This is a genomic window from Azoarcus sp. CIB (assembly GCF_001190925.1).
Classification (GTDB): domain Bacteria; phylum Pseudomonadota; class Gammaproteobacteria; order Burkholderiales; family Rhodocyclaceae; genus Aromatoleum.
In genome coordinates this window covers 2581097-2605055 of record NZ_CP011072.1, presented here as the reverse complement: position 1 = coordinate 2605055, position 23959 = coordinate 2581097, and the positions used below count along the sequence as shown (strand labels likewise).

Sequence of the window (23959 nt, the reverse complement as noted above, 5' to 3'; positions counted from 1 at the left end):
TCAGGGCACAGGTCATGGCGGACACGGTTCCGGACGGGCAGGAATTCGGTATCGATGCGGGGCTTTATGCCGGCTTGAGGGAGATTGCCGCCAGTGCGTTCCCCAAGCGCTGCGCTGCTTGCGGCCGCAGTTATCGCGACGCCGATGACTACATTGCGCAGACGCAGCGGGTGGGCAGCGGCCGCAGCGGACTCAAGCAGGCGGTGGACGACGACGGACAGGTGATCGTCGAGCTGTTCCGCAACTGCGTGTGCGGCTCGACCCTGATGGACTGCTTCCGCGACCGCCGCGATACCAGCGAGGTGGGACTGCGGCGCCGGGCGCGCTTCGGCGAACTGATCGCGGCGCTTGTTACTCAGGGGCTCGAGCGGGAACGGGCGCGCGCCGAATTGATCAAGGTGTTGCGCGGGGAGCCCAGCGCGATCCTGAAGGCGCGTCCGCGCAGCGCGGGGGGCACGCCGGGAGTCCCAGAGTGAGCTGCCGGCCCCTTGTTCCTCCCCCTTGAAGGGGAGGTCAGGAGGGGATTCGATCGCCGGGGCCGCTCACTCGACGTGGTAGCGGCGCTGCACGACGCGGAAGCGGTTGGCGACGAAGGCGATCGGGCCGAAGCGCTCTTCCATGTAGCTCTTCTCGTCGGCAGCGTCGCACGCGAGCAGCACCGGCGAACGCACTTCGGCGCCGGGGAGCTCGGCGTGGGCGATCTTCTTCGATGCGAGCATGACGGGGCCGTGCTCGGGCGCCTCCGCGATGCGGGCGAGGGTGTCGGGCGACTGGATCGCACCCAGCACGGCGGTCGCGACCGCCTGGTCGGCGAGGAACTTGTCGATCGATGCGGTCAGATCGGCGCACAACTCGTCGTAGCTCTTGTGCCCCTGGTCGGTGGCTATCCCGTCGGCCGGCACGACGATCGCCTGCGTCATCGTGCACATCTGGCCGGAGTACAGGCACAGCGTGAAGGCGAGATTCCTCAATGGAAGACAAAGACAGTCGATTCGAGACGTTCGGGGAATAATGTCAAGCGTGGGAGCAGTGGCAGAGACGGGCTGCCGCCGTTCCGCTCGTGCCCCGGATGAGTGTCGCTGAGTTGGCTGAGTCATGCAGTGATGAGTGCGATTCGGTACAGGGCCAGTCAATCACTCGGTCCGGTTGTTTGCGCGCGCGCCTGTCGAACGAGCAGGTGGGAGAAGAGCCGGCGCCGCAGCGGGCATCACGGCTGTCGATCCCGCCGGCTAACGTGGAGACGCACCGTAGGCTTCGCATTTGCGATGAACAGTCTGGCCTTGCGCAAGGGAAATTAGCATTGATTGGCGGAAAAATTGAGGGCATTGTCATCAATCGAAACCGTTCTACAAAACGGCTAAGGCTTTAGCACTGATGCGGCTTTCAAGGGGGTAGTTGGCGGGATTTTGTAGATCAGAAATTAACTTAACGTACTGATTTAAAAGAAAAGCGTCGGTGAGTGTGGCTCCAGCTGTCACCGGTTCTATCCCGGTATGGCACCTTATATATTCAAGGACTTACGATTCTTAGGTAAGCCAAAGGCATATTGCAGAAAGTCACGCAAGTGCTTTGTTCGGTTGTGTTGAGCACTGGATGCGTATTCCCCGGATAGGGGGCGCAACGGTGCAATTCCAGTCGCCACGCGTTCTGCGCGGTTTGTCTCCTTGAATACGCCTAAGGCATATGCCGCATCACCCGGCGGACAACGTTCGTATCCTCAAATGTGCAAGATCCGCGGACCGAACAATCCGTTGTCCTATGCGCCGGTATGAGCATCGCGATGCGAACCTGCCGATGGAGGGATGCGACGGCGCGCAAATCACGACAAGGCAGGGGAGAGAAACCGCGCGGTCGCACCGTCGATTGCATGGCAGGCGTCGATGGCCCTGACGTCGCACTCCTGAAGCCCGCTCGCTCGGGACTCTGGCTTGGCCCTGGCAGGAACGAATCGAATCACGGATTTAGATCATCGGTGCCCGATCCGATGACCAACAACTACCGCTACAAGCTCGGACGCGGCGTCGTGACCAAGGTGGGCGAGTCGCCCTACAAGCACGAATTCGTGCGGATGAGCCTGAAACCGCGCAACGTCGTTGACCGCACTCGTGCGGCGGCGCCTTGCGGTTGCCGCCGCACTTCGTTCTGTTCACGTGCGGCAGTTCTTGCGCTTCCAGCTTCTATTCAGGCGGCGTGCCCATTTCCCGGGGATCCGAAGCGATGCGGCAATTCTCGTTCTCTCCGACGAAGTGGATGTCTGCAAAACCCGAGCGCACCTGTTCCCCGGTGTTGTCGGTGTCGGCTGCGATGGCGAGCAGTTCCAGTTCGACTCGGTCCGTCCCGAAGGCTTCTCGCGCGTCCTTCAACACGTTTACCCGCTCGGGGACCCAGGTGCGCACGTGCCGATCGCCGGTGCGCTGGACGACCATCAGCGTGCGCTCGGTGTAGGCATTGGGGCGACGCGTACCGACCGGGTGGCGGTTGTCCCAGACATAGCTGATCGCGGCGTCGGGAACGTCCGACCCGTAAAGGCTGCGGGCGAGGCTGAGCTTCGCCCGGGTGGCCAGACTCAGTTCATCGGGGGGCAGACGGAAGGCGACGTACACGCGAGCCGCGTAGTCGTCGCCGCGCTTGGTCGTCATGTCGGCCGACGTCACGATGCCCTCGACGCGCCAGTGCCAGCACAGGGTCGGGGTGCGCCTCAGGTCGACGTCGACGGGCCTCGCGAGCAGGGCCATGCTGCGGTCCGCATGGGCTTCGATTGCGTTGATGCCGTCCCAGTACACGAGCCGGTACCGGGTCGCGGGCACACTGTTGTTGAGGCGGACCACGCGCCACGGTTCCGGCAGGGCATCCGAGTCGCTACCGAAGCGACCCACCCAAACGGGTGAGGGAGCACCCCAGGCCGTCGGGGCGAGCGCGAGGATGGCGGCGCCGAGAAGGGCGAACGGGAGTCGCCTCATCCGCGTGTCGCATCCCTAAGGCCGCGCGGGACGGTGACGGGGGGTGTATGCGCGGCGGAAGGCCCCGAAATATGCGATGGGGTAGGTAGGACGGATTCGGCGGGCGGGCCTGCATCGTCGTGCCATCCGGCGGGCAACCACGCGAGGTCTTCGGGTTCGTCGATGTCGTGCAGCGGCTGTGCCGACTTCACGTTCCAGCCGAGCCGCCCGATGCGACACAGGGTTTCGAATGCGACGGCGTCGGTGCTCCAGGGCATGTGGGTGAACAGGCAGGGATGAAAGCGTCTCAGGGCCAGCAGGGCGTATCCGCCATCGACGGTCGGAACGATTGCCGCATCGTGGTCCACGAGTGCTTCGGCCGCCATGCGCAGGTGAAGGGCAGTGAGGCCGGGGCAATCGGTGCCGATCAATAGCGCTGCTTCGCCGGCGGCGGTCGTCCGCTCAGTGGCTCGTGCCATGCGGGCACCGAGATCGCCGTCGCCCTGCTCGCTCCATTCGAGGCCGTCGGGCAGATCCAGGGTTTTCCAGATAGGGTTGTCTGGCGAGGGCGTGACGCACAGTTCGACGGCCCCCACGCGGGCCTCGAGGGCTGTGCGCACGGTGTGTTCCAACATTCGTCGTGCGAGCCGTGCCGCGCCCTCGGCGCCCAGCGCGGGTGTCAGGCGCGTCTTCGCGAATCCGGCGATCGGCGCTTTCGCAATGATGACGACGCGTGCCGGCTTCATCGGTAGGCCTGCGCCAGTTCGCTCGCGGGACGTCCGCGCCAGTAGGCCCAGCGCAGGCGCCACATCAGGAAGATCGTGCGCCATACGCCGCGTGTCTCCCAGCGCCGGCCCGAGGTCGTGACCTTGCTTCCGATACAGGCCGGGCGGGATCGCGCGCGCAGCTGGCGGGACATCTCGACGTCTTCCATCAGCGGCTGATCGGGATAGCCGCCGACCGCGGCGTAGGCAGCGCGTGTCATGAACATGGCCTGATCGCCGGTGGCGATACCGGTCAGGCGCGAGCGCCAGTTCATCAGGGCGGCGACCACTTTCAGCATGGCGGGGCGGCCCGCGATGCGGACGTCGAAGCGGCCCCACTCGTGGCCCGCGATCAGGCAGGCCTCGACGCATCGCAGCGCGTCGGGCGGCAGCTGCGTGTCCGCATGGAGGAAGAGCAGGGCGTCGCCTGCGGCGAGTGCCGCGCCGGCGTTCATCTGGCGTGCGCGCCCGCGCTCGCTGCGGATGACCCGAAAACCCGCGCGCTCGGCCAGGGCGGGGGTGCCATCGGTGCTGCCGCCGTCGACGAGCAGTACGTCGACGCGCTCGCGCACGAGCGGGCCAAGCTGTCGAACCAGCGCAGCAATGTTTGGCGCCTCGTCCAGCACGGGTACAACGATCGAAATTCTCATGCTTTTACCACCTTGCTCACGGTAGGGCGTTACCTCATTGGTCGCCGCAAGCCCCGGTTTCCTTATAGGCCGTCGATTCGGTTCGGGCGATACGTCCGGTATCGCAAACGGGCCGCGCGGCGCCCCTTGCCGAACGGCGCCAGTCGTGGAATCGCCCGACCCATTCGAGCAGTTTTTGCGGCGCATGGGCGCGTTTCCATTCGCCGGCCGCGTACTTGTTCGCTTCCGCGAGCGTCGGGTAGATGTGGATGGTGCCGAGGATCTTGTTGAGCCCTAGTCCGTGGCGCATCGCCATCACGTATTCGGCGATCAGGTCGCCGGCGTGCTCGCCGACGATCGTGACGCCGAGGATCTTGTCCTTGCCGGGCACGGTGAGCACCTTGACGAAGCCATGCGCCTCGCCGTCGGCGATGGCGCGGTCGAGATCCGCGATGTCGAAGCGGGTGAGTTCGAAGGGGATGTTGCGCGCCCGGGCTTCCTGCTCGTTGAGACCCACGCGTGCCACTTCCGGGTCGACGAAGGTCGCCCACGGCACCGCCGAATAGTCGGCCCGGAATTTCTTGAACGGTGCGAACAGCGCATTCACCGACGCATACCAGGCCTGATGGGCGGCGGTGTGGGTGAATTGATACGGACCGGCGACATCGCCTGCGGCGTAGATGTTCGGAAAGCTCGTCTGCAGGTATTCATTGACCTCGATCGTGCGTCCGGTCGGAATGCCCAGTTCCTCCAGGCCGTAGCCCTTCAATTGCGCGGACCGCCCGACGGCAACCAGCAGCACGTCGAAGGGGATGCGGACGTCCTGCCCATTGTGTCCGGCAATCAGGATCTTCTCGCCATTCTCGACGACGAAACGCCGGGTGTCGTGGCCGGTGCGCAGGTCGATGCCTTCGGCGCGGAAGCGTGCCATCACCATCTCGGAGACCTCCGCATCCTCGCGCGGCATGATCCGCTCGCCCTTCACGATCAGGGTCACCGCCGCACCGAAGCGGGCAAAGGTCTGCGTCAGTTCGGAACCGATCGGACCGCCGCCGAGCACGAGCAGGCGGCGGGGCAGGGCGCGCAGGGTCCAGATCGTGTCCGAGGTGTAGTAGCCGACGTCCTCGATGCCGGGAATCGGCGGCACGTGGGGGCGGGCGCCGGCCGCGATGATGATGCTGCGCGTGGTGAGCGTCTCGTGCCCGCCGTCGTTACGTGCGATTTCCACTTCCCAGGGCGAGACGATCTTCGCCCGGCCCTCGATCACCTCGACGCCAAGCCCGGTGTAGCGCTCGATCGAATCGTGCGGCTCGACGGTCTTGATGATCGAATGCACGCGTTCCATCACGTCGGCGAAGTCGAACTCCGCGCGGGCGGAGCGAATGCCGAATTCCTGCGAGCGCCGCATGTGCGACAGCAGCTTCGCCGAGCGGATCAGCGCCTTCGACGGCACACAGCCGGTATTCAGGCAGTCGCCGCCCAGCTTGTGTTTTTCGACCAGGGTCACCTTCGCCTTCACTGCGGCGGCGATGTAGCTGCTCACCAGCCCGGCCGCGCCGGCACCGATGACCACCAGATTGCGGTCGAAGTGGGCCGGCTTCTTCCAGCCGGCGTAGATTTTCCGCGCCTTCACCATCTCGACGAGCTTCTTCGCGATCAGCGGGAATACGCCGAGGAGTGCGAAGGAGGCGAGCAGGGCGGGCGAGAGGATGCCCGACAGCGAGTCGATCTGTGCGAGCTGGGTGCCGGCGTTCACATATACGACGGTGCCGGCGAGCATGCCCACCTGGCTCACCCAATAGAACGTCCAGGTGCGGATCGGCGTGAGCCCCATCACCAGGTTGATGACGAAGAACGGAAACACCGGCACCAGGCGCAGTGTGAATAGGTATAGGGCGCCTTCCTTCTCGATCCCCGCGTTGATCGCGCGCAGCCGTTCGCCAAAGCGCGCCTGCACCGTATCGCGCAGGATGAAGCGCGAAGCGAGGAAGGCGAGGGTGGCGCCCAGCGTCGAGGCGAAGGAGACGATCAGCAATCCTGCCCACAGCCCGAAGATTGCGCCGCCGGCGAGCGTCATGATCGCCGCGCCGGGCAGGGACAGGCCGGTGACTGCGACGTAGATGACAAAGAAAGCCGCCGCAGCGGCGAGGGGGCGCGCATCGCGCCACACCTCGATGGCGGTCTGCTGTGCCTTGAAGAACTCGAGGCTGAGGTAGCGGTCGAGATCGAAGGCAAAGAACATCAGTGTTGTCAGGGCAATCGCAGCGAGCAGGAGAAGTCGGTTCGTTTTCATCTTGTATAGACCCATGTGGCGTAGCTGGCGCAATTGCCCCTCCTGACTTGGTCGCGGGAGATCCTCGATTCCTTACACCTTCGCCGTGGCCTCAAAGGCCCAAACCCCGACGACGCCTCGTGCCGATCCAGATGCCGGGGAGCACCGCCGCGAACCACAGCCAGCCGTGCAGGCTGGTGGAGGCGATCCCCGAAAGGAGAGCACCGATGGTGCAGCCGAAGCCGATGCGTGCACCGTAGCCCATCAGCAATCCGCCTGCGACGGCGGCAATCGTTACGCCGGCACGCAGATCAATGCGGACAAACCAGCGACCGGCTGCGAGCGCGGCGCCGGTGGCGCTCAGCACCAGGCTGGCGCGCGTGCGAGATCAGGGTCTAGCAGATCGCCCTGGTCGGGTCGGCGCTGCCAAGTGTGATCGTCCGCTGTCTATGTCCGACAGGGTTCAGCGGGAATCCCCTCGTGCAGCTCCGCGAGAGCGCCGCGGGGTTTAGCGTTCGCCGCCAGCGCCTCCCTCGCGCAGTCTCCTGGCCGCCTTGCGGAGAAAGTCCATGTGCTTGCCGTAATTGGTGCAGCCGATGCACATCATCGTGTGCATCTTCAGTGAAAGCCGCTCGCCGAGCGTGAGCTTCCGTTCGTACCCTTCCGACATGAGGCGGGTGACCTCCTTGCAGTTCAGCATTGGATTGCCTCCCCTTGGAACCAGTTATTTTCGAGGCACTCGCGCAGCCCCAGGCGTGCGCGGTGCAGGATGACCCAGCAGTTGCCGTTGGTGATGCCCAGCTGCTGGCAGATTTCCGCTGTCTCGAAGTCGAGGAACTCCCGCATCATGTACACGCGCGCAATCTGGTCCGGCAGGTGATCGAGGCAGGCATCGAAGATCTCCCAGAATTGCTTTTGCGAGAAGGAAGCGTCGGGATCGGTCCAGGTGGCGGGGCGATCGTCGGGGTTCCAGAATCCGCGCTGGTCGAAGAGCGCGTCGAAATTCTTCAGCTCCGCCTGCGGATCGGCCTGTGCGACCAGATCCGTGCCGCAGATTTCGCGCGAGGAGGCGCGGAGGTGGTCGACGATCTTGTGGCGCAGGATGCCGAACATCCAGGTCTTGAAGGCCGACCGCCCGGCAAAGCTCTTGGCGCTGTCCATGGCTGCGATCAGTGCTTCCTGGACCATGTCCTCGGCGGCACCCGCATCGCGCAGCTGCAGTTGGGCAAAGCGCAGCATGTCACGCCGGATTGCCACGATCGACGGGTCGTCCCACAGGATCCTGGTCGCTTCAGCACTTCCGTTCGTCATTGCTCGCTCCTCGTCCCGCCTATTTTTTCCAAGCCATCACCAGCAGACTCGCGAGCAACTCGTGGCCGTGCGCGCCAGAACCGGGCTGCAGGAGAGGGTTGATCCACCTGCCGATCATATGCCTGAAGTTCATTTTGTGGCCTCCTCCCGGATTCGTCGCTTCGGGGGCGCGAAACCTTACGCGTGCGCGGAGTTTCAGATGGATTCCGCGAGAGCTGCGAGGAGGCGATCGACGGAAATCGGAAGAAGGCCGGTTATTTCGAGCGTACGGTTCTCGAAGACGTCGTCGTCCGGACGTGCGTTGGGGTGGGCGGCAATCACCGCATCGCGATGCCATAGCAGCCCCTCGATCCATGGACGATAGAGGCGCAGCATCGCGCTGATCCAGCGGTTGGTCGGCCACGACGGCCAGGCGTGGTCGATCACGAAGCGGTCCAGCATGCCGATCACGTCTTCGGCCGGGTACCAGGTCTCGCCGGTGACCCAGCGGTTGCACGCAAACAGCCCGATGGGTTCGCCCCAAGCATCCATCGAGATCGCGATGAGATGGCTGATCGCCTCATTGCCGGCCGACCATGCTTCGGTGGCGCGCGCAAAGGGCAGGGGGCAGACGCCGTCGGGCATGCCTGCGGCGCGCAGGAAGGTGTGGAAATGCCCATGTTCGAGCTCGCCGCGATGGGCGTGGTAGTAGTACTGCGCGTGGGTCTCCGCGTCGAACACATCGTCGCGCGGATAGTGCTCCATCTCGACGAACTCGCCCTGGTCGCGCAGCACCTCGCCGACCACGTTGAGCCCGACCTTGCTCAGGACGCGGCGGCACTCGAGCACCTCCCGTCCGGCCTGCAACAGCGCGCGGCGGGTCTCGCGGTCGAGGTTCTCGAGTTTGGGCAGGTAGTCGGCAAGGTCCGGGGCGGTCAGAAGTTCGACCGCCCCTTCGTCAGGGAAGGGGGCGGTCGGGTTCCCGGCGGTGTCGGCCGTGCTCACTTCGCCGCGCATGGATTCTTTGCGGCGCATGGATTCTTCGCGGCGCAGGGGTTCCGGGCCGCGCACGGGTTCTTTGCCGCGCAAGGGTTCTTCGCGAGATTGGCCTTGAAGCCCTTCTGCTCCTCTTCCATATAGGCGACCAGCGCCGCAAGCTCCCTGGACTGCCAGTTCAGGGGTTTTCCGGCCATGGGCGTGACGAGGCAGAGTTGCACCATTTCATCGAGGTGAATCTGCTTCATCCCGTACATGCCGTCAGCCATCTCGACCTTGTGCGGGAAGGGTTGCGCGAAGCTCTGCTTGTAGGCGGCGTAGCCGGTGTGGCAGGTGGCGCATGAGGAGTTGTTTGTCGACAGGCTGGCATCGGAGAAGAGCTTCTTGCCAGCTGCCACGAGCTCCGCACGATCGCCCTTGTAGGGCTTGTAGCCGGTGGGCCGCTGGATGGCCTTGGCTGCGCAGGGATTTTTGGCCGCGCACGGGTTCTTCGCCGCACACGGGTTCGCGGCGCAGGGGTTGGCGGCACGCGAAGTGTGCGTGCCCGCTGCGCAGGGGTTGGCCTGTGCGAAGGCCGCGAGCGGCATGCCCAGCGTGGCGCTCAGCAGTCCGGCAGAAATCATCGTGGTGACGGTACGACTCTTCAAAGCGTGTTTCATGGGATGTCCCTCCGTGTGAAGTTGGTGTTTTTTGCCCCACGACCCATCCGGTGAGCGACAGGTCATGCGTGTTCGTCGTAGCAGGGAGCAGCTTCCTTACACGGCCGGCAGGAATTTTTATCGGGCGGGGCGGGCGCAGTAAGGGCGAACCCGGCGCGGCGACTAATGATGTAGAGCGGGCTCGAAAATACCGGCGGATCTTGGTTCGTGCTCATGGTGGCGCTCGCACTCGCACCGATGCCGCTGCTTGGGAACCGACGACGTGCGAGACCTCGTGCGCCTGCACGATTTCGTGCTGGAACTGGTCGGCAGCGGGGGAGCCGACTGGTGGTAGACGGCTTGGCGACCATCCTCTACCCCTTTCATCGGCTGGGCAGGTCCGCAGCGATCAGATTCCGGCGCGACTCGTACAGCACGTAGCCGGAGCGTTCGGCCTGCCGCAGGGCCTCGCGGATCGCCGCACGCCCCTTGGTGTAGCCCGCATCGCGCAGCGTCGCGCGGTAGAACTCGGCGTAGAAGGCGTCGGGCTCGACGCGGATGCGGGCGACGAGCTCGGCCGCGCCGGCTGCAATCGGCTGTTCGTACACGTAGCGGCGCATTTCGTCGGGCAGGATGCGGGTGTCGGAGCGTTCCTCGGTAAGGTCCAGGCTCACGTCGCGGGCGATCAGATGGCGTTCCACCGTCTGCGGCAGGAAAGCACCATCCGGACCGGCCTGGCCGATGTCGACGATCACTTGCGGCGTGATGTAGGTCGGGAAGGCGTGGCCGATGCCGTGGCTGGTGATCGTGAGTTCGGCCCGCACGTGTCTGGTGTCGGTGGCGGGCTGCGAAAATTCGATCGTCAGGCCCGATCTCACCATTTCCGGGTCGTGGATGCCGCGCCAAAGGTGGCGCCGGTCGGGCATGTGGCAGGACTGGCAGGTCTGGTTGTCGCGGCCGTGGCGGCTTGCCCGCCATTCCTCGTAGGTGTTCTCGAGCAGCTTGCCATTGAGGCTGTAGCCGTCGGACTCGAACTGGTGGCAGGTGGCGCAAAAGCGCGAGTCCGTAAAGGCCGGGGCAACCTGCCAGCCGCCGTGGGGCAGGGTGTCGCCCGCCGCCGGAGCGCTGCCGTCGCGCCGCGGCGGACCCAGGCGACGGTGCTCGCGCACATGACAGCCGGCGCAGCTGAGGCCGTGCGTGAAGGCAGCGCCGTCAGGCCGCGCAGAGGGCGTATCGGAGGCGCCGGAAAGACTTTGCTGCAGGTCGGCGGCCTGCTCGGCGAGCGGGGCGTGGCAGCGCAGACAGGCTTGATGTTCCTCGACGGCGTCCGCGTCCATCTCCTGCAACTGGCCGACGAGACCCTGGCCCATCGCCTTGCTGTGCAAGGTGGTCTGCCAGTCGGCGAACTGCTGCGGGTGGCACTGGCCGCAAGCGGCCGGGTCGAGTGAGGCCTCTTGCGGGCTGAAGGCAGCGGGCGCGCTTCCCTGGGGGGCGAGGGGGCGTTGCCAGTGCCGATCCAGAAACGATTCATGATCGGCTGGCGACGGAACGGGAGGCGAGCGGAGATCGGGACCGCAGGCGGTCAACGCGAGCGTGAATCCAACGAGCAACCCCCGAGCGCCCCCGTTCCCGATCGCCATGGCCGATTACCTTGCCGCGCAGGGGTTTGTTGCGCAGGGGTTTGTTGCGCAGGGATTCGTTGCGCAGGGGTTCTTGGCTGCACAAGGGTTCATCGTCTTCGCGGCGCATGGACTCGCCGCACAAGGGTTTGCTGCGGCAACCGGGAGTGCCAGCGCGGCGGAAGCCAAGGCAGCCAGTCCGAGGGAAACGGTCTTGCGGGATAGCATTTTCATCGGGTAAGCCTCTCTGTCTGATGATTGGAACGGCGGCGGTCCGTTATTCGGGATGCAGCATGTGCTCCCTCTGCTTGGTCGCGGTACGACCTCGAATCCTTACAAGCGGGAGCGTTCCCGCCGTCGCCGGCTCACTCTTCGGCACCGAAGGCACATCGGCGGCACGTCCGCCCTCGCGGCCCACTTTCGGACCGACGCCGGCGATGATGGAGAAGGCGATGGCCTCCGGAATCAGCGCCAGCGCGACGACGAGGCCAGCCAGCAGGTCGTTGCGGACGTTGGAGAACAGGTCCTGTCGAAGGGATTTCATTGTCGGCTCAGGGCGAACGGCATCTGCTGTTTCTTCGTCTCGTTTTGCCTCGCCACGCTTGTCCCGACAAAAAATCGATACTTGCGGTTGTAAGGATCGACCCACCAAGCCGACTATTCACCATTAACGACAGAACGACTGCGTCAGGAGCACCTCGAATGCACCCCACCTTTCCGCTGCTCGCCGCCACCGACTTCCCGCGCATCCGGCGCGGGACGATCGAGACGCTGCAGGTGAATCTCGGTTACCGCTGCAACCAGAGCTGCGTGCATTGCCACGTGAATGCCGGGCCGAATCGTAGCGAGGAGATGACCAAAGAGACGGCCAATGCGGTGATCGACTTCCTCGACGCGAGCCCGGCAGTGCGGACGCTCGATCTGACGGGCGGCGCGCCCGAGATGAACGCGAACTTCCCGCGGCTGGTGAAGGCGGCGCGTGCACGCGGCCTGCGGGTGATCGACCGCTGCAACCTGACCATCCTCGAAGAGCCGGGTTACGAGGATCTGGCGCGCTTCCTCGCCGAGATGGGGGTGGAGATCGCCGCTTCGCTGCCGTGCTATCTCGAGGACAACGTCGACCGGCAGCGCGGAAAGGGCGTTTTCGGCGCGAGTATCCGCGGCCTGCAAAAGCTCAACGCGCTGGGTTACGGCTCCGTCGGCAGCGGACTGCTGTTGAACCTCGTCTATAACCCGCAGGGGCCGGTGCTGCCGCCGCCGCAGACGAGGCTGGAGGGCGCCTATCGCGAGCACCTCGGCGCCGAGTTCGGCATCCGCTTCAACCAGCTCTTCACGCTCGCGAACATGCCGATCAAGCGCTTCGGCAGCATGCTGGTCTCGAAGGGTCAGTTCCACGATTACATGCACACGCTGCGCGAGGCGCACCGTGACGACAACCTCGCGGCGGTGATGTGCCGCAGCCTCGTCAGCGTCGACTGGCAGGGCTATCTCTACGACTGCGACTTCAACCAGCAGCTCGACATGCCGATCGCGAGCGAGGCCCTCCCGCAGCTCCACATCCGTGACGCGGCCGCTGCGATGCTGGCCGGCAGTGCGATTCGCGTCGCGGACCATTGCTATGGCTGCACGGCAGGGCAGGGGTCGAGCTGCGGCGGCGCGCTCGCGGACGGCGAAACCGAAGCGGCGAAGTGCGCGGCCTGACGGCCACCCTGCAGGATCCGAACGATTTCGACACTTCGGAGTGATGCGTCATGCATGACATCGTGAAGGACTATTACGGCAAGGCACTGCAATCGAGCGAAGACTTGCGTACCACGGCGTGCTGCGACGCGAGCCAGATGCCGGCGTGGCTCAAGCCGCTGCTCGCTCGCGTGCACCCCGAGGTGCTGTCGCGCTACTACGGCTGCGGGCTGGTATGTCCGCCGCTGCTCGACGGCTGCCGTGTGCTGGATTTCGGCTGCGGTACGGGGCGGGATGTGTATGTGCTGTCGCAACTGGTCGGCGAGAACGGGCAGGTCGTGGGCGTGGACATGACCGAGGCGCAGTTGGAAGTCGCCCTGCGGCACCGGGACCATCATCGCGAAGCCTTCGGACATGCGCGCGACAACGTGGATTTCAAGCTCGGCTACATCGAACAACTCGACGAACTGGGGCTGCCCGAGGCGAGCTTCGACGTGGTGGTCTCGAACTGCGTCGTGAATCTCTCGCCGGACAAGGACGCGGTGCTGAGGGAAGTGTTCCGCCTGCTGAAACCCGGCGGCGAGTTCTACTTCTCGGACATCTACGCCGACCGCCGCGTGCCGGCGCAGGTGCGCAATGATCCGCTGCTCTACGGCGAATGCCTCGGCGGCGCCCTCTACTGGGGCGACTTCATCGCGCTCGCCAAGCGCCATGGCTTCGGCGATCCGCGTCTGGTCGAGGACCGGCCAATTGCGATCACCGATCCCGCGCTCGCCGAGCGGGCGGCCGGCATCGGCTTCCACTCGGCCACTTACCGCCTGTTCAAGCTCGACGGGCTCGAACCGCAGTGCGAGGACTACGGGCAAGCGGTGATCTATCGCGGCACGGTGCCGACGATGGCGCAGCGCTTCCGCCTCGACAAGCACCACGACATCGAGGCCGGGCGCGTCTTTCCCGTGTGCGGCAACAGTTGGCGCATGCTCGCCGAGTCGCGTTTCCGCGAGCATTTCGACTTCATCGGCAGCGTCGAGCGGCACTATGGGCTGTTCGAAGGCTGTGGCAGCCAGATCCCCTTCGACCGGGAAACCATGGCGGGTGCGGGGGGCGCATGCTGCTGAGAGGCATCCGCGATGGCCTGAAGCGACGGGCTCGGCGCGAACGGATGTATTCTCAGGCGCTCGCCCGCCGTGCCGGCAATTCCCGATACCGCGCCATGAAGCGCCGGTCGATGGCGTCCTTCCACCGCCACACCCAGTGGCCGGCGACGCCGAGCGGCCCCCATGAGGCCACCGCGTAACGTTCCCCGGTCGTGATCAGTGCCAGCCAGCGGCGCTGCGGGCGATAGCGCAGGAGCGCTTGACCGAGGGCCGCACGCCGCAGGTTCTCCGCCAGGATCGGGCCCTGGCGGACGGCGAACACGCCGGCCTTCGCGAGCGGCCGGCTTACCAGGCTCGCAACGTCGCCAGCCGCGAAGATGCGTTCGTCGGAGACGGTGCGCAAGTTGTCATCGACCTGGACGAAGCCATCCGGATCGAGCGCCAGACCGGTATCGCGCAGCCAGGGCGCGCCCCCGGCCTGGGTCACCCACACGATCTCGTCCGCATCGACGCTCACGCCATTGCGGGTTTCGATGTGCCCGCCGCGTACGTGGCCGACTTTGACCCCGAGGTGGAGCATGACGCCGCGCTCGGCGAGCGCGCTCATGAAGCGCTCACGGACGCGCGCAGCGTGCGTCGGCAGGATCTGCGCGCTGCTGGTGAACAGGTGGAAGCGCAGCTGATCGGGCTGACGGCCGCTCGCGCGAATCTCCCTGCGCAGGCGGTGCTGCATCGCCAGCAGCAGCTCGACCCCGCCCGCACCGGCGCCGACCACCGCGATCGTCGTGCTCGGCTCGCGGTGCGTGCATACGCGCTGCAACAAGTCCAGCCAGCGCCTGCGAAAGTTGCGGATCGGCTTCACTGGCACGGCCGGCGAATCGGCCGCTGCCACGTCACCCATGCGCGGGGCGGAGCCGATGTTGAGCGAGAGATAGTCGTAGCGCATTTCCAGCCCGGACGCACAGCGCACGGTGCGCGCTTGGCGGTCGATGCCCACGACCTCGTCCTGCACGAAACGGACACCTGCCCAGTCGGCGAGGCGGGGCAGGTCGATATGAATGTCATCGGCTTCGTAGTGGCCCGCGACATAGCCTGGAAGCATGCCGGAGTAGGGCGTTTGCGCATCCGTGCAGATTACCGTGAGCCGCGCCGCCGGCAAGGGCCGCAGTCCGAAGCGGCGGATCACCTCGACATGGCTGTGCCCGCCCCCGACGAGGACGATTTCGGTGGGCGTGCCTTTCTCGGTGTTTTGCATGAGGTGCGCTGTAAGGGTGCGTGGCCGGCAAACGACAAATCGGTAGGAGCGATGACCGCGGCCCCAGCCCGAGCGAGTGGGAACGGACAGCGCGGTCGCCTTGTTCGAGGAGATCGAAGTGGAGAAGTTGCAGCACTATGTCGGACGGCTCGTGCGACTGCGGATCACGATCCCGCGCTCGACGTGTGCGCGGTAATGCGGGTTGTCGAGGCGTGCGAGCAATTCCGGTTCGCTATCCTCGTCGACGACCCGCGCCCGCCCCAGGATCTTCAGGCGCGTCTGGTGCGGATAGTCCATCAGGAACAGACTGACACGATTGTCGCCGGCCAGATTGCCCGCCGAGACGTACTGCCGGTTCCCGCTGAAGTCGGCGAACCCGATCGTGCGCGGGTCGAGCACCTTGAGGAAACCCGTCGGCCCGCCGCGATGCTGGACGTAAGGCCATCCGGTTTCGCTCACCGTCCCCAGGTAGAAGCTGTCGCGCGCTTCGATGAAGGCGATCTCGTGCGGTCCGAGCACGGGGTCTTCCACGACGTCCTGATCGCCACGGGCATACGCATCGCGGCTTCCCATGCGCGAGCCCAGGTGGCGCCCTTCGTGCTTTGCGTCACCATCACGTAACGCTTGCCCTCGCAGTTCTCGGTCGAGGGCGGTGTGGCGATCAGCGCGGCGTCAACGAGCGCGCCGTACCTGAGCAGCAGACTCCTCGATTCCAGCAGGTGGCGCATCGGCGGTAGCGGTCGACGTGATGACACGACTGGGACGTTGAATCGCATTGAGCCGACATTACAAAAATGAAGCGCTTCAAAAAACGGTTTACATTGTCTTGGTACTTATATAAATTCTGATCATCGTTGTTTTGGAAGCGCTACAAAAGTGAGTGGCTGAAGGCTTGGGCTTGAATGCTGGAGCCTCCGGAGAGCCATGTGATTCACAGGATCGACGAAAGGAGAGGTCGGTGTTCAAGAACTTTATCGGCGGCGAATGGGTGGAGGGTGTTGCGATCAACCGCAACATCAATCCCTCGAATCTGGACGACTTGGTTGGTGAATACGCGCGGGCAGACGAGGCGCAGGCGCGGCATGCGATCGATGCGGCATTCGACGCGCAGCAAACGTGGCAGCGCAGCACTGCGGAAGAGCGTGCCGATGCGATGGACCGTATCGGCACGGAGTTGCTGGCGCGGCGCGAGGAGCTTGGCCGACTGCTGTCGCGCGAGGAAGGAAAAACTTTGCCCGAGGGCATCGGAGAAGTGACGCGTGCGGGTCGAGTGTTCAAGTTCTTCTCGGGCGAGGCACTGCGCCTCGGCGGGGAGCGCTTGCCGGCAATCCGCGCGGGGGTGGACGTGGACGTCCACCGTGAGCCGGAAGGTGTCATCGGCATCATTACGCCGTGGAACTTCCCCATTGCGATCCCGGCATGGAAGATCGCGCCGGCCCTGGCTTATGGCAACTCGGTGGTGTTTAAACCCGCCGATCTGGTGCCTGGCAGCGCGTGGGCGCTGGCCGAGATCATCGCGCGTGCAGGCAATCTACCTCCCGGTGTGTTCAACCTGGTGATGGGAGCCGGCTCCCAAGTCGGGAACGCGATGGTGAAGTCGCCAAAGGTTCGCGCCGTGACCTTTACCGGGTCGACAGGCACGGGGCGACGTATCGGGTTGGACTGCATGGAGCGGGGAGCGAAAGTGCAACTCGAGATGGGCGGAAAGAATCCGCTGGTCATCCTCGACGATGCCGACCTCGATGTGGCGGTGTCGGTCGCGATCAACGGCTCGTTTTACTCGACCGGTCAGCGCTGCACGGGTTCGAGTCGCTTGATCGTCGAGGACGGCATCCACGACCGCTTCATCGCTGCGATGGTCGAGAAGCTGTCGGCGCTCAAGATTGATGACGCCTTGAAGCCCGGCACCGACATTGGGCCGGTCGTCTCGCAGGATCAGCTCGATCAGGATCTGTCCTACATCGAGAGCGCACGGTCTGACGGTGGGAGAGTGGTGTTCGGCGGCGATCTGCTGCAGCGCGCGACCGCTGGCCATTACCTGGCGCCGGCGCTGATCACCGATACGGAGAATTCGATGCGCATCAACCGCGAGGAGGTGTTCGGCCCCGTCGCGAGCGTCATCCGTGTCAAGGATTATGAAGAAGCCGTGGCGGTCGCCAACGACACCGTGTTTGGCCTGTCATCGGGCATCTGCACGACCTCGTTGAAGCATGCGACGGATTTCAAGCGGCGATCGACGGCGGGGATGGTGATGGTGAATTTGCCCACGGCCGGCGTCGACTACCACGCCCCGTTTGGCGGTCGCAAAGGTTCGAGCTACGGGCCGCGTGAGCAGGGCAGTTACGCACGCGAGTTCTATACCTCGGTGAAAACAACCTACACGCTGGCGTGAATCCATGAACGAGATTACTGGAACGACGCGAATCTGCGCCATTCTTGCCGACCCGATCCATCACGTGAAAACCCCTCAGGGGATCAACCGTCTGCTGCAGGCGCGCGGGGTCGATAGCGTGATGGTGCCGATTCATGTTACCGCCGGGGAGCTTGCGTCGGTGGTGGCCGGCCTGCGGGGCATGAACAACCTGGACGGCTTCGTTGTGACCGTGCCGCACAAGACCGCGATGGTGGCGCTGTGCGACGAGGTGTCACCGGCTGCGGCGCGAATTGGCGCGGTCAACGTGGTACGGAGAAGTCCGGACGGTCACCTGATTGGCGAAATGCTCGACGGTGAAGGCTTCATCGCCGGGTTGCGGCGGGAGGGAATCGACCCCGAGGGACGCAGCGCGTATCTCGCCGGCGCCGGCGGGGCGGCCAACGCGATCGCGTTTGCGCTGGCGAAGGCCGGTGTGGCACGGCTGACCGTCGCCAACCGCACGACTGCAAAGGCCATCGACCTCGTCGACCGTCTCGCTGCGGCCTACCCGCTCCTGCCCCTTGCCGTCGGGACGGACGATCCGTCAGGTCATGACATCGTCGTCAATGGAACCTCGCTGGGGCTGCGCCCGGGGGATGCGTTGCCGTGCGACGCGCAACGCCTGGAAGCGAATCAGATCGTCGCGGAAATCATCATGCAGCCGGCCGACACGCCATTGCTGCTGGCCGCCAAACGGCAGGGCTGCCGCATTCACTACGGTGCGCCAATGCTCGCGTGCCAGATCGAGCTGATGGCTGCATTCATGGGGATAGCCGAGGCGGTGGGGGCATGATGGAAGACTTCTCGATTGAAGCATTGCGCCGCATCGTCGGCGAGCGTGGCGTCATCACCGACGAGGCCGATCTGGCGCCGTTCTGCACTGATTGGCGAGGCATGTTCAAGGGCAGGGCACGGTGTGCGGTGTTGCCGCGCTGCACGGCGGAGGTTGCGGCGGTGGTGCGACTGTGCGTGGCGGCCGGTGTGCCGATCGTTCCGCATGGCGGTAACACCGGTCTTTCGGGCGGGGCGACGCCTGACGCCAGCGGTGAGCAGGTGATCCTGTCACTGTCACGCATGTCGGCGATTCGCAGCCTTGACGTCATCGGCGAGACGATGGAAGTCGAAGCCGGTTGCATCCTGCAGGTCGCCCAGGAGGCGGCTGCCGACGCGGGTCTGCTGTTACCGATTACCCTTGCGGCCGAGGGTTCGGCACGCGTCGGCGGCATCCTGTCGACCAATGCCGGGGGCACCAATGTGTTGCGCTATGGCATGGCGCGCGGGCGGGTGCTCGGGCTGGAGGTGGTGACGGCCGACGGCTCGATCGTCAGCGGCTTGCGACAGTTGCGCAAGGACAATGCGGGGTACGACTGGAAGCAGCTGTTCATTGGTACCGAAGGCACGCTGGGCATCATTACCGCGGCGGTGCTGCAGCTTGCGCCGAAGTCGCGGCAGCGGGTGACGGCGCTGCTGGCCGTGCCGTCCGCGGACGATGCGCTGGCGGTCCTGCGTCTGGCACGTCAGGCGATCGGCGAGACGCTGAATGCGTTCGAGCTGATGTCAGGTCCCGCACTCGAGCTCGTTGCACGCCACGTCGGACTGACGACGCCCCTGGCCCCGGCCCCGTGGTATGTGTTGCTGGAGGCCAGTTCCTCGCTGCCGTCGCTCCGAGATGCAGTGGAGGAGATGTTGGCTGACGTGCTTGAGCGAGGCGCGGCGAGCGACGGAGTGATCGCCGAGTCCGAAAAACAAGAGCGTGAGCTATGGCACCTTCGCGAATCGATCACCGAGGCGGAAGCGCGCGAGGGGCGTTCGATCAAGCACGACGTGTCGGTTCCGATCGCCCTCATTCCGGCCTTTCTGCGAGTTGCCGACGAGGCCGTGATGAAAGCGTTTCCGCAGGCGCGCATCAACGCATTCGGCCACGCCGGTGACGGCAATATCCACTACAACGTGATCATTCCGCCTGACGCCGACAGTCAGGCCCTGAATTGCCTCGTCCATGACCTTGTCGTCGCCCATGGCGGAAGCATCTCAGCCGAACACGGAATCGGCCAGTACCGGGTCGATGAGTTACACCGCTGTCGGTCGGCTCCGGAGCTCGAGCTGGCCCGGCGCATCAAGCTTGCCCTCGACCCGGCCGGGTTGATGAATCCGGGCAAGGTGCTTCCTCAAACAATTGTCACCGGGTGATGATGCCATGGACCAATTTGACTACATCATCGTCGGCGGCGGGACTGCCGGCTGCATTCTGGCCAACCGTTTGACCGCATCGGGGCGCTTCCGCGTCTTGATGCTCGAAGCCGGTGGCGAGGCACGCAGCATGTGGATTCCCATCCCGGCCGGCTTCAGCAAGCTGCTGACCAATCGCAAATTCAACTGGTGTTTCGAGACCGAACCCGAGGACAACACGCTGCGCCGCAAGATCGCCGTGCCACGTGGCAAGGGCCTCGGCGGATCGACCCTGATCAACGGGATGATCTACGCCCGTGGTCAGCCCGAGGACTATGATGCATGGGAGCAAGCCGGGGCCCGTGGGTGGGGAGCGCGTGACGTCGAGCCGTATTTCAGGAAGCTCGAAAGCTACCAGGACGGCGACGAGCGGCGAGGCCATGACGGCCCGATGAATCTGTCACGCGTGGATGAGCGCTTTCCGATCGCCGATGCCTTCCTGCAGGCTGCGCGTGAAGACGGGCATGCCCTGAATGAGGATTACAACGCCGGCCGGCAGGACGGTTTTGGCTACTATCAGGTCGCCCAGCACCGTGGCCGTCGCTGGAGTGTCGTCGATGGCTACCTGAAGCCGGCACGCCGGCGTGGCAATCTGTGCATCGTGACCAATGCCCATGTGCTTCGCTTGAATCTTGACGGTCGGCGTTGTGTCGGTGTGACCTATCGTGTGGGTGAGCGGGAAGTCACGGCGCAGGCGAAGGTCGAGGTGATCATGGCTGCCGGTGCGGTGCAGACGCCGCAAATTCTCGAACTCTCCGGTATCGGCAGGCCTGCGTTGCTGCAATCACTGGGGATTCCGGTGCTGCACCCGCTCGCTGGCGTTGGCGAGAACTACATCGACCATTTCGCGACGCGAATGAACTGGCGCGTCAGGAATACCGTGACGCTGAACGAGATGGCGCGCGGATGGCGCCTTGCGCTGGCGGTGGCCGAGTATTTCACACGCCGTACGGGCATCCTGACGCTGGGGACCGGCCTCGTGCACGGTTTCGTGCGGACTCGGCCCGAGCTGCCGACGCCCGACGTGCAGTACTTCTTCGTGCATGCGAGTTACGCCAACGCGGCGGAACGGATCCTCGACCGGGCGCCCGGCATGACGATCGGCGTGACCCAATTGCGCCCTGAGTCCGTCGGCAGCATTCACGCCCGCTCGGCCGACCCTCACGCTGGCCCGGTGATCCGCCCGAACTTCCTCGCGTCCGAGCTCGACCAGCAGTGCATGGTGCGCGGCATGCAGATCGCACGACGGATCGTCGGTCAGCCGGCGCTGCGAAAGTACATCGAGCATGAGATGAGTCCCGGCAGCGACGTCGTCACCGATGCCGACTGGCTCGAGTTTGCGCGTGCGAACGGCCAGACGATCTATCACCCGATCGGCACCTGCCGCATGGGAGAGGACGACGACGCAGTGGTCGACCTGCGGCTCCGTGTGCGCGGGCTCGCCGGACTACGCGTCGTCGATGCCTCGGTGATGCCCAAAATGGTATCCGGGAACACCCAGGCGGCCGTGATGATGGTGGCGGAGAAGGCGGCGGACCTGATTCTGGAGGATGCCGGCCGCGGCTGACTCGCGCGCCGCACCTGGCCGCACCCTCGCCGCGTTACTGTAGCGGGGGAGGTGCGGCGAGGCTCTCGCGCTCGACGATCTGCGTTAACAGCAGGGGTTCGTCACCCAGCGGCCGATCCTCGATCAGCGCGACGATCTTGTAGGCAGTGTGCACCCCGATCTCGGTGATCGGGACGCGCACCGTCGTGAGGGGAGGCGTCGCGATGCGGGCGAATTCGATGTCGTCGAAGCCGGTCACGGACAGGGTTTGCGGAACCTCGATGCCCCGCAGCCTGCATTCGTGAAGTGCGCCAATGGCGTGCAGGTCGGTGCCGCACATCAGCGCCGTTGGCCGGTCAGCCATCTGCCACAGCTTGGCAATTACCTCACTCCCGCCTTCGAGCGAGAACGGGGCTTCGATGATCCAATGGGGTGGCACCTCCAGTCCTGCTTCGCGGATCGCCGCGAGTGCGCCCGCGATTCGAGCGCGGGCGCGCTCGTTGTGGATGGTCGGCCCGCCACACAGCGCGATGCGCGTGTGGCCTTTCGCGAGGACGCGTTTCGCCATCTCGTACGCGGCAACGTGATTCGAGAAGCCGACCTTGTGCTGATAGTCGCTCTCATCGACCGACCACGTCAGGACGTAGGGGAGATTGCGTTGGCGGATCAGCCGGAACACTTCTTCATCGTGGTCCGCACCGACCAGGATGATGCCGTCGATGCTGTTCTCGACAATGGCTCGCACCACATTGATCTCGCGCTCGACGCTGTATTCATGGCTGCCGATTACCAGTTGGTAGCCCACGCTGGACAAGGTCTGCTGCAGCGAGTCGACCGAGTTGGCGTACATCGGATTCTTCAGCGTCGGATAGATCGCAGCAATCGTGTGCGTTTTGCGCGATGCGAGGGCCCTGGCGGCGCCATTCCGCACGTAGCCAAGCTGCGACACGGCGGTCATGACCTTGGTCAGCGTCTTCGCCTTCACTGCTTCAGGTATCGACAGCGCGCGCGACGCACTGCCCAACGATACGCCTGCGAGACGTGCAACATCTTCTAGGGTGGCGGGTCTGGTCTGTTTTGGCATTGCCTTGTTCAGCTGGTTTTGTGGAGGTCCACCGTGGCTAAGTAACGGCTGTTACTTTGCCGCGAAGATGCCTTCATCTACGCTGTGATGATATCCCGGAAAATTCGTTCCAGGCATCAAATTAAAAAAATGAAGCGCTTCAAAAAAAGGTGTGCTAATCTCTTCATACGTTGAAGCACATGCAAGTTCACACTATAAAGCGCTTCAATTATTGAGTGCCGCGAACATCGGGAAATCTTAAGGAGGAGACGTTGATGAGAACATTTGCACGGAAGTGTCTGTCGCTGTGTGCCGGGTTCGGCATGTCGCTGATTGCGGCCGGTTCGGTTGCTGCCGCCGATCTCAAGGTCGGCGCGTTATACCCGTTCAGTGGCGGCCTGGCGCTCCTCGGCAATGAGAGCTACCGCGGTCTTGAACTGGCGGTCGAGGAGCGTAACGCCGCAGGCGGCATCAACGGGCAGAAGATCGCGCTGGTGAAGGCGGATGCCGTGGATGCGAACCAGGCGGTCGGGGAGGCGCGCCGGCTGACTTCGGTCGAAGGCGTCGCGGCGATCTTCGGCAGCTATTCTTCGGCGCTCGCTTTTGCCGCCACACAGGTCACCGAACTCGCCGGCGTGCCCTACTTTGAACTCGGTGCGGTCTCCGACTCCGTGACCGGACGCGGTTACAAGTACGTGTTCCGCAGCAACCCGACCGCGAAGAACTTCGCGGAGGGGATGGTGGATGCGGTGACGCACGTCATTGCGCCCGCCCTGAAGGTCGATCCGAAATCGCTGAAGATCGCGATCATCCATGAGGACAGCCTCTACGGCACGACCATTTCCGGATTCCAGAAGGAGAAGGCGGCGCGCGACGGGCTGAACGTCGTCGAGATCCTGCCGTATTCGGCGAAGACCGTCGATCTGTCTTCCCTGATCCTGCGCTTGAAGGGGGCGAAGGCCGACGTTGTCATGCAGACCTCCTACCAGAACGACACGATCCTGTTCTTCAATCAGGCCAAGGCGGCCGGCTTCAAGCCGAAGGCCATGATCGGCGCCGGTGGCGGCTACTCGATGGCGGATACCGCGACCGCCTTGGGCGAAACCCTCAACGGTGCGTTCAACGTCGACTTCACGCAGTATGAAACGCGTGAGGAAGGGGCGCCCGGACTGAAGAGTTTCGTCGCCTTGTACACCAAGCGCTACGGCGCCGCGCCGCGCTCGGGCCATAGCCTGACGAACTACGTTGGCGCGAAGGCCTTCCTGGATGTGCTGGCTACCGCAGGCTCGACCGACAAGGACAAGATCCGCGGGGCCGTCATGGCCTACAAGAAACCCGCTGGCTCAACGGCAAGCGGCTGGGGGTTCGAGTTCGGCGAGGACGGACAGAATCGCCAGGCCAAGGCCAACCTGATGCAGTGGCAGAACGGCAAGCTGGTCACGGTATTCCCGAAGGAAGTGGCTGTCAGCGAGCCGGTGGTCGGACGCTGACCGGATAAACCCAGGTTTCGACGTATCGACGGGCTTCCG

22 protein-coding genes and 2 pseudogenes are annotated in these 23959 nt (G+C 64.6%); 9 read left to right on the top strand and 15 right to left on the bottom strand.

The genetic code is table 11. The features are described from left to right. Positions 1-14 precede the first annotated feature (14 nt). Positions 15-476: a hypothetical protein gene (locus AzCIB_RS11520; RefSeq protein WP_050416030.1), complete on the top strand. Its 462-nt coding sequence runs from the start codon at positions 15-17 to the stop codon at positions 474-476. Positions 477-587: 111 nt separating this feature from the next. On the opposite strand, the pseudogene AzCIB_RS11515 reads toward AzCIB_RS11520, so the two are convergent. The 11 genes and pseudogenes from AzCIB_RS11515 to AzCIB_RS23805 all read right to left on the bottom strand — a co-directional run. Beyond that, positions 588-971, bottom strand: a pseudogene (locus AzCIB_RS11515) (phenylacetic acid degradation protein PaaN); the annotation flags it as partial. Positions 972-2177: 1206 nt separating this feature from the next. Continuing rightward, the gene (locus AzCIB_RS11510; RefSeq protein ID WP_050416028.1) at positions 2178-2960 is read right to left on the bottom strand and encodes a DUF3047 domain-containing protein; all 783 of its coding nucleotides are present in this window, start codon (positions 2958-2960) and stop codon (positions 2178-2180) included. Further along, positions 2957-3685 carry a TIGR04282 family arsenosugar biosynthesis glycosyltransferase gene (locus AzCIB_RS11505; protein WP_083446978.1) on the bottom strand — a complete coding sequence of 243 codons (729 nt, stop codon included), beginning with the start codon at positions 3683-3685 and terminating at the stop codon, positions 2957-2959. The genes AzCIB_RS11510 and AzCIB_RS11505 overlap by 4 nt, the downstream gene beginning before the upstream one ends. Next, complete coding sequence (locus tag AzCIB_RS11500) at positions 3682-4353, bottom strand: TIGR04283 family arsenosugar biosynthesis glycosyltransferase (protein ID WP_050416027.1); 672 nt, start codon at positions 4351-4353, stop codon at positions 3682-3684. Before AzCIB_RS11500 ends, AzCIB_RS11505 begins: the two co-directional genes overlap by 4 nt. A gap of 34 nt (positions 4354-4387) precedes the next feature. Continuing rightward, a complete protein-coding gene (locus AzCIB_RS11495; protein WP_083447146.1) occupies positions 4388-6625 on the bottom strand; it encodes a dihydrolipoyl dehydrogenase family protein in 2238 nt (745 codons plus the stop codon). Positions 6626-6716: 91 nt separating this feature from the next. Continuing rightward, complete coding sequence (locus AzCIB_RS11490; RefSeq protein WP_050416026.1) at positions 6717-6971, bottom strand: YeeE/YedE thiosulfate transporter family protein; 255 nt, start codon at positions 6969-6971, stop codon at positions 6717-6719. Positions 6972-7112: 141 nt separating this feature from the next. After that, the gene (locus AzCIB_RS11485) at positions 7113-7304 is read right to left on the bottom strand and encodes an anti-sigma factor family protein (protein ID WP_050416025.1); all 192 of its coding nucleotides are present in this window, start codon (positions 7302-7304) and stop codon (positions 7113-7115) included. Continuing rightward, entirely contained in the window at positions 7298-7915 is a 618-nt protein-coding gene (locus AzCIB_RS11480) for a sigma-70 family RNA polymerase sigma factor (RefSeq protein WP_050416024.1), read from the bottom strand. Before AzCIB_RS11480 ends, AzCIB_RS11485 begins: the two co-directional genes overlap by 7 nt. A gap of 195 nt (positions 7916-8110) precedes the next feature. Next, a complete protein-coding gene (locus AzCIB_RS11475) occupies positions 8111-8929 on the bottom strand; it encodes a DUF6969 family protein (RefSeq protein WP_198149672.1) in 819 nt (272 codons plus the stop codon). Next, the gene (locus AzCIB_RS11470) at positions 8896-9549 is read right to left on the bottom strand and encodes a cytochrome c peroxidase (RefSeq protein WP_050416023.1); all 654 of its coding nucleotides are present in this window, start codon (positions 9547-9549) and stop codon (positions 8896-8898) included. The genes AzCIB_RS11475 and AzCIB_RS11470 overlap by 34 nt, the downstream gene beginning before the upstream one ends. A gap of 362 nt (positions 9550-9911) precedes the next feature. Beyond that, on the bottom strand, positions 9912-11168 hold the full coding sequence (locus tag AzCIB_RS23805; protein WP_083446976.1) for a multiheme c-type cytochrome: 1257 nt from the start codon (positions 11166-11168) through the stop codon (positions 9912-9914). On the opposite strand from AzCIB_RS23805, the gene AzCIB_RS24215 reads away from it, so the two are divergent. Then, positions 11167-11388, top strand: coding sequence for a hypothetical protein (locus AzCIB_RS24215; protein ID WP_050416020.1), 222 nt, complete (start codon positions 11167-11169; stop codon positions 11386-11388). The genes AzCIB_RS23805 and AzCIB_RS24215 overlap by 2 nt on opposite strands. A 171-nt stretch (positions 11389-11559) precedes the next feature. Here AzCIB_RS24215 and AzCIB_RS24210 read toward each other — a convergent pair. Further along, positions 11560-11691: pseudogene (locus tag AzCIB_RS24210) on the bottom strand (SulP family inorganic anion transporter); the annotation flags it as partial. A 158-nt stretch (positions 11692-11849) separates the two neighbouring features. On the opposite strand from AzCIB_RS24210, the gene arsS reads away from it, so the two are divergent. Beyond that, a complete protein-coding gene (gene arsS / locus AzCIB_RS11445) occupies positions 11850-12848 on the top strand; it encodes an arsenosugar biosynthesis radical SAM (seleno)protein ArsS (RefSeq protein ID WP_050416018.1) in 999 nt (332 codons plus the stop codon). A 50-nt stretch (positions 12849-12898) separates the two neighbouring features. Further along, positions 12899-13945, top strand: coding sequence for a methyltransferase domain-containing protein (locus AzCIB_RS11440; RefSeq protein WP_050416017.1), 1047 nt, complete (start codon positions 12899-12901; stop codon positions 13943-13945). 52 nt (positions 13946-13997) lie between these two features. Here AzCIB_RS11440 and AzCIB_RS11435 read toward each other — a convergent pair whose 3' ends face one another. Both AzCIB_RS11435 and AzCIB_RS11430 read right to left on the bottom strand, forming a co-directional pair. Next, positions 13998-15179, bottom strand: a complete 1182-nt coding sequence (locus AzCIB_RS11435; protein WP_050416016.1) for an FAD-dependent oxidoreductase — start codon at positions 15177-15179, stop codon at positions 13998-14000. 135 nt (positions 15180-15314) lie between these two features. Next, positions 15315-15752, bottom strand: coding sequence for a pyridoxamine 5'-phosphate oxidase family protein (locus AzCIB_RS11430; protein ID WP_050416015.1), 438 nt, complete (start codon positions 15750-15752; stop codon positions 15315-15317). 307 nt (positions 15753-16059) lie between these two features. On the opposite strand from AzCIB_RS11430, the gene AzCIB_RS11425 reads away from it, so the two are divergent. The 4 genes from AzCIB_RS11425 to AzCIB_RS11410 are packed head-to-tail and all read left to right on the top strand — an operon-like array spanning position 16060 to position 21388. Further along, positions 16060-17571 (top strand): aldehyde dehydrogenase family protein, encoded by a 1512-nt coding sequence (locus tag AzCIB_RS11425; protein WP_232299421.1) that lies wholly within the window; start codon positions 16060-16062, stop codon positions 17569-17571. A 4-nt stretch (positions 17572-17575) separates the two neighbouring features. After that, positions 17576-18385, top strand: coding sequence for a shikimate dehydrogenase family protein (locus tag AzCIB_RS11420; RefSeq protein ID WP_050416013.1), 810 nt, complete (start codon positions 17576-17578; stop codon positions 18383-18385). Further along, positions 18382-19782, top strand: coding sequence for an FAD-binding oxidoreductase (locus AzCIB_RS11415; protein WP_050416012.1), 1401 nt, complete (start codon positions 18382-18384; stop codon positions 19780-19782). The genes AzCIB_RS11420 and AzCIB_RS11415 overlap by 4 nt, the downstream gene beginning before the upstream one ends. Positions 19783-19789: 7 nt before the next feature. Further along, positions 19790-21388 carry a GMC family oxidoreductase gene (locus AzCIB_RS11410; protein WP_050416011.1) on the top strand — a complete coding sequence of 533 codons (1599 nt, stop codon included), beginning with the start codon at positions 19790-19792 and terminating at the stop codon, positions 21386-21388. Positions 21389-21422: 34 nt separating this feature from the next. Here the strand turns inward: AzCIB_RS11410 and AzCIB_RS11405 are convergent, their stop codons facing one another. Next, a complete protein-coding gene (locus AzCIB_RS11405; protein ID WP_050416010.1) occupies positions 21423-22451 on the bottom strand; it encodes a LacI family DNA-binding transcriptional regulator in 1029 nt (342 codons plus the stop codon). A 254-nt stretch (positions 22452-22705) separates the two neighbouring features. Between AzCIB_RS11405 and AzCIB_RS11400 the strand changes: the two genes are divergently transcribed. After that, positions 22706-23920: an ABC transporter substrate-binding protein gene (locus AzCIB_RS11400; RefSeq protein WP_050416009.1), complete on the top strand. Its 1215-nt coding sequence runs from the start codon at positions 22706-22708 to the stop codon at positions 23918-23920. The last annotated feature ends 39 nt before the right edge of the window (positions 23921-23959 follow it).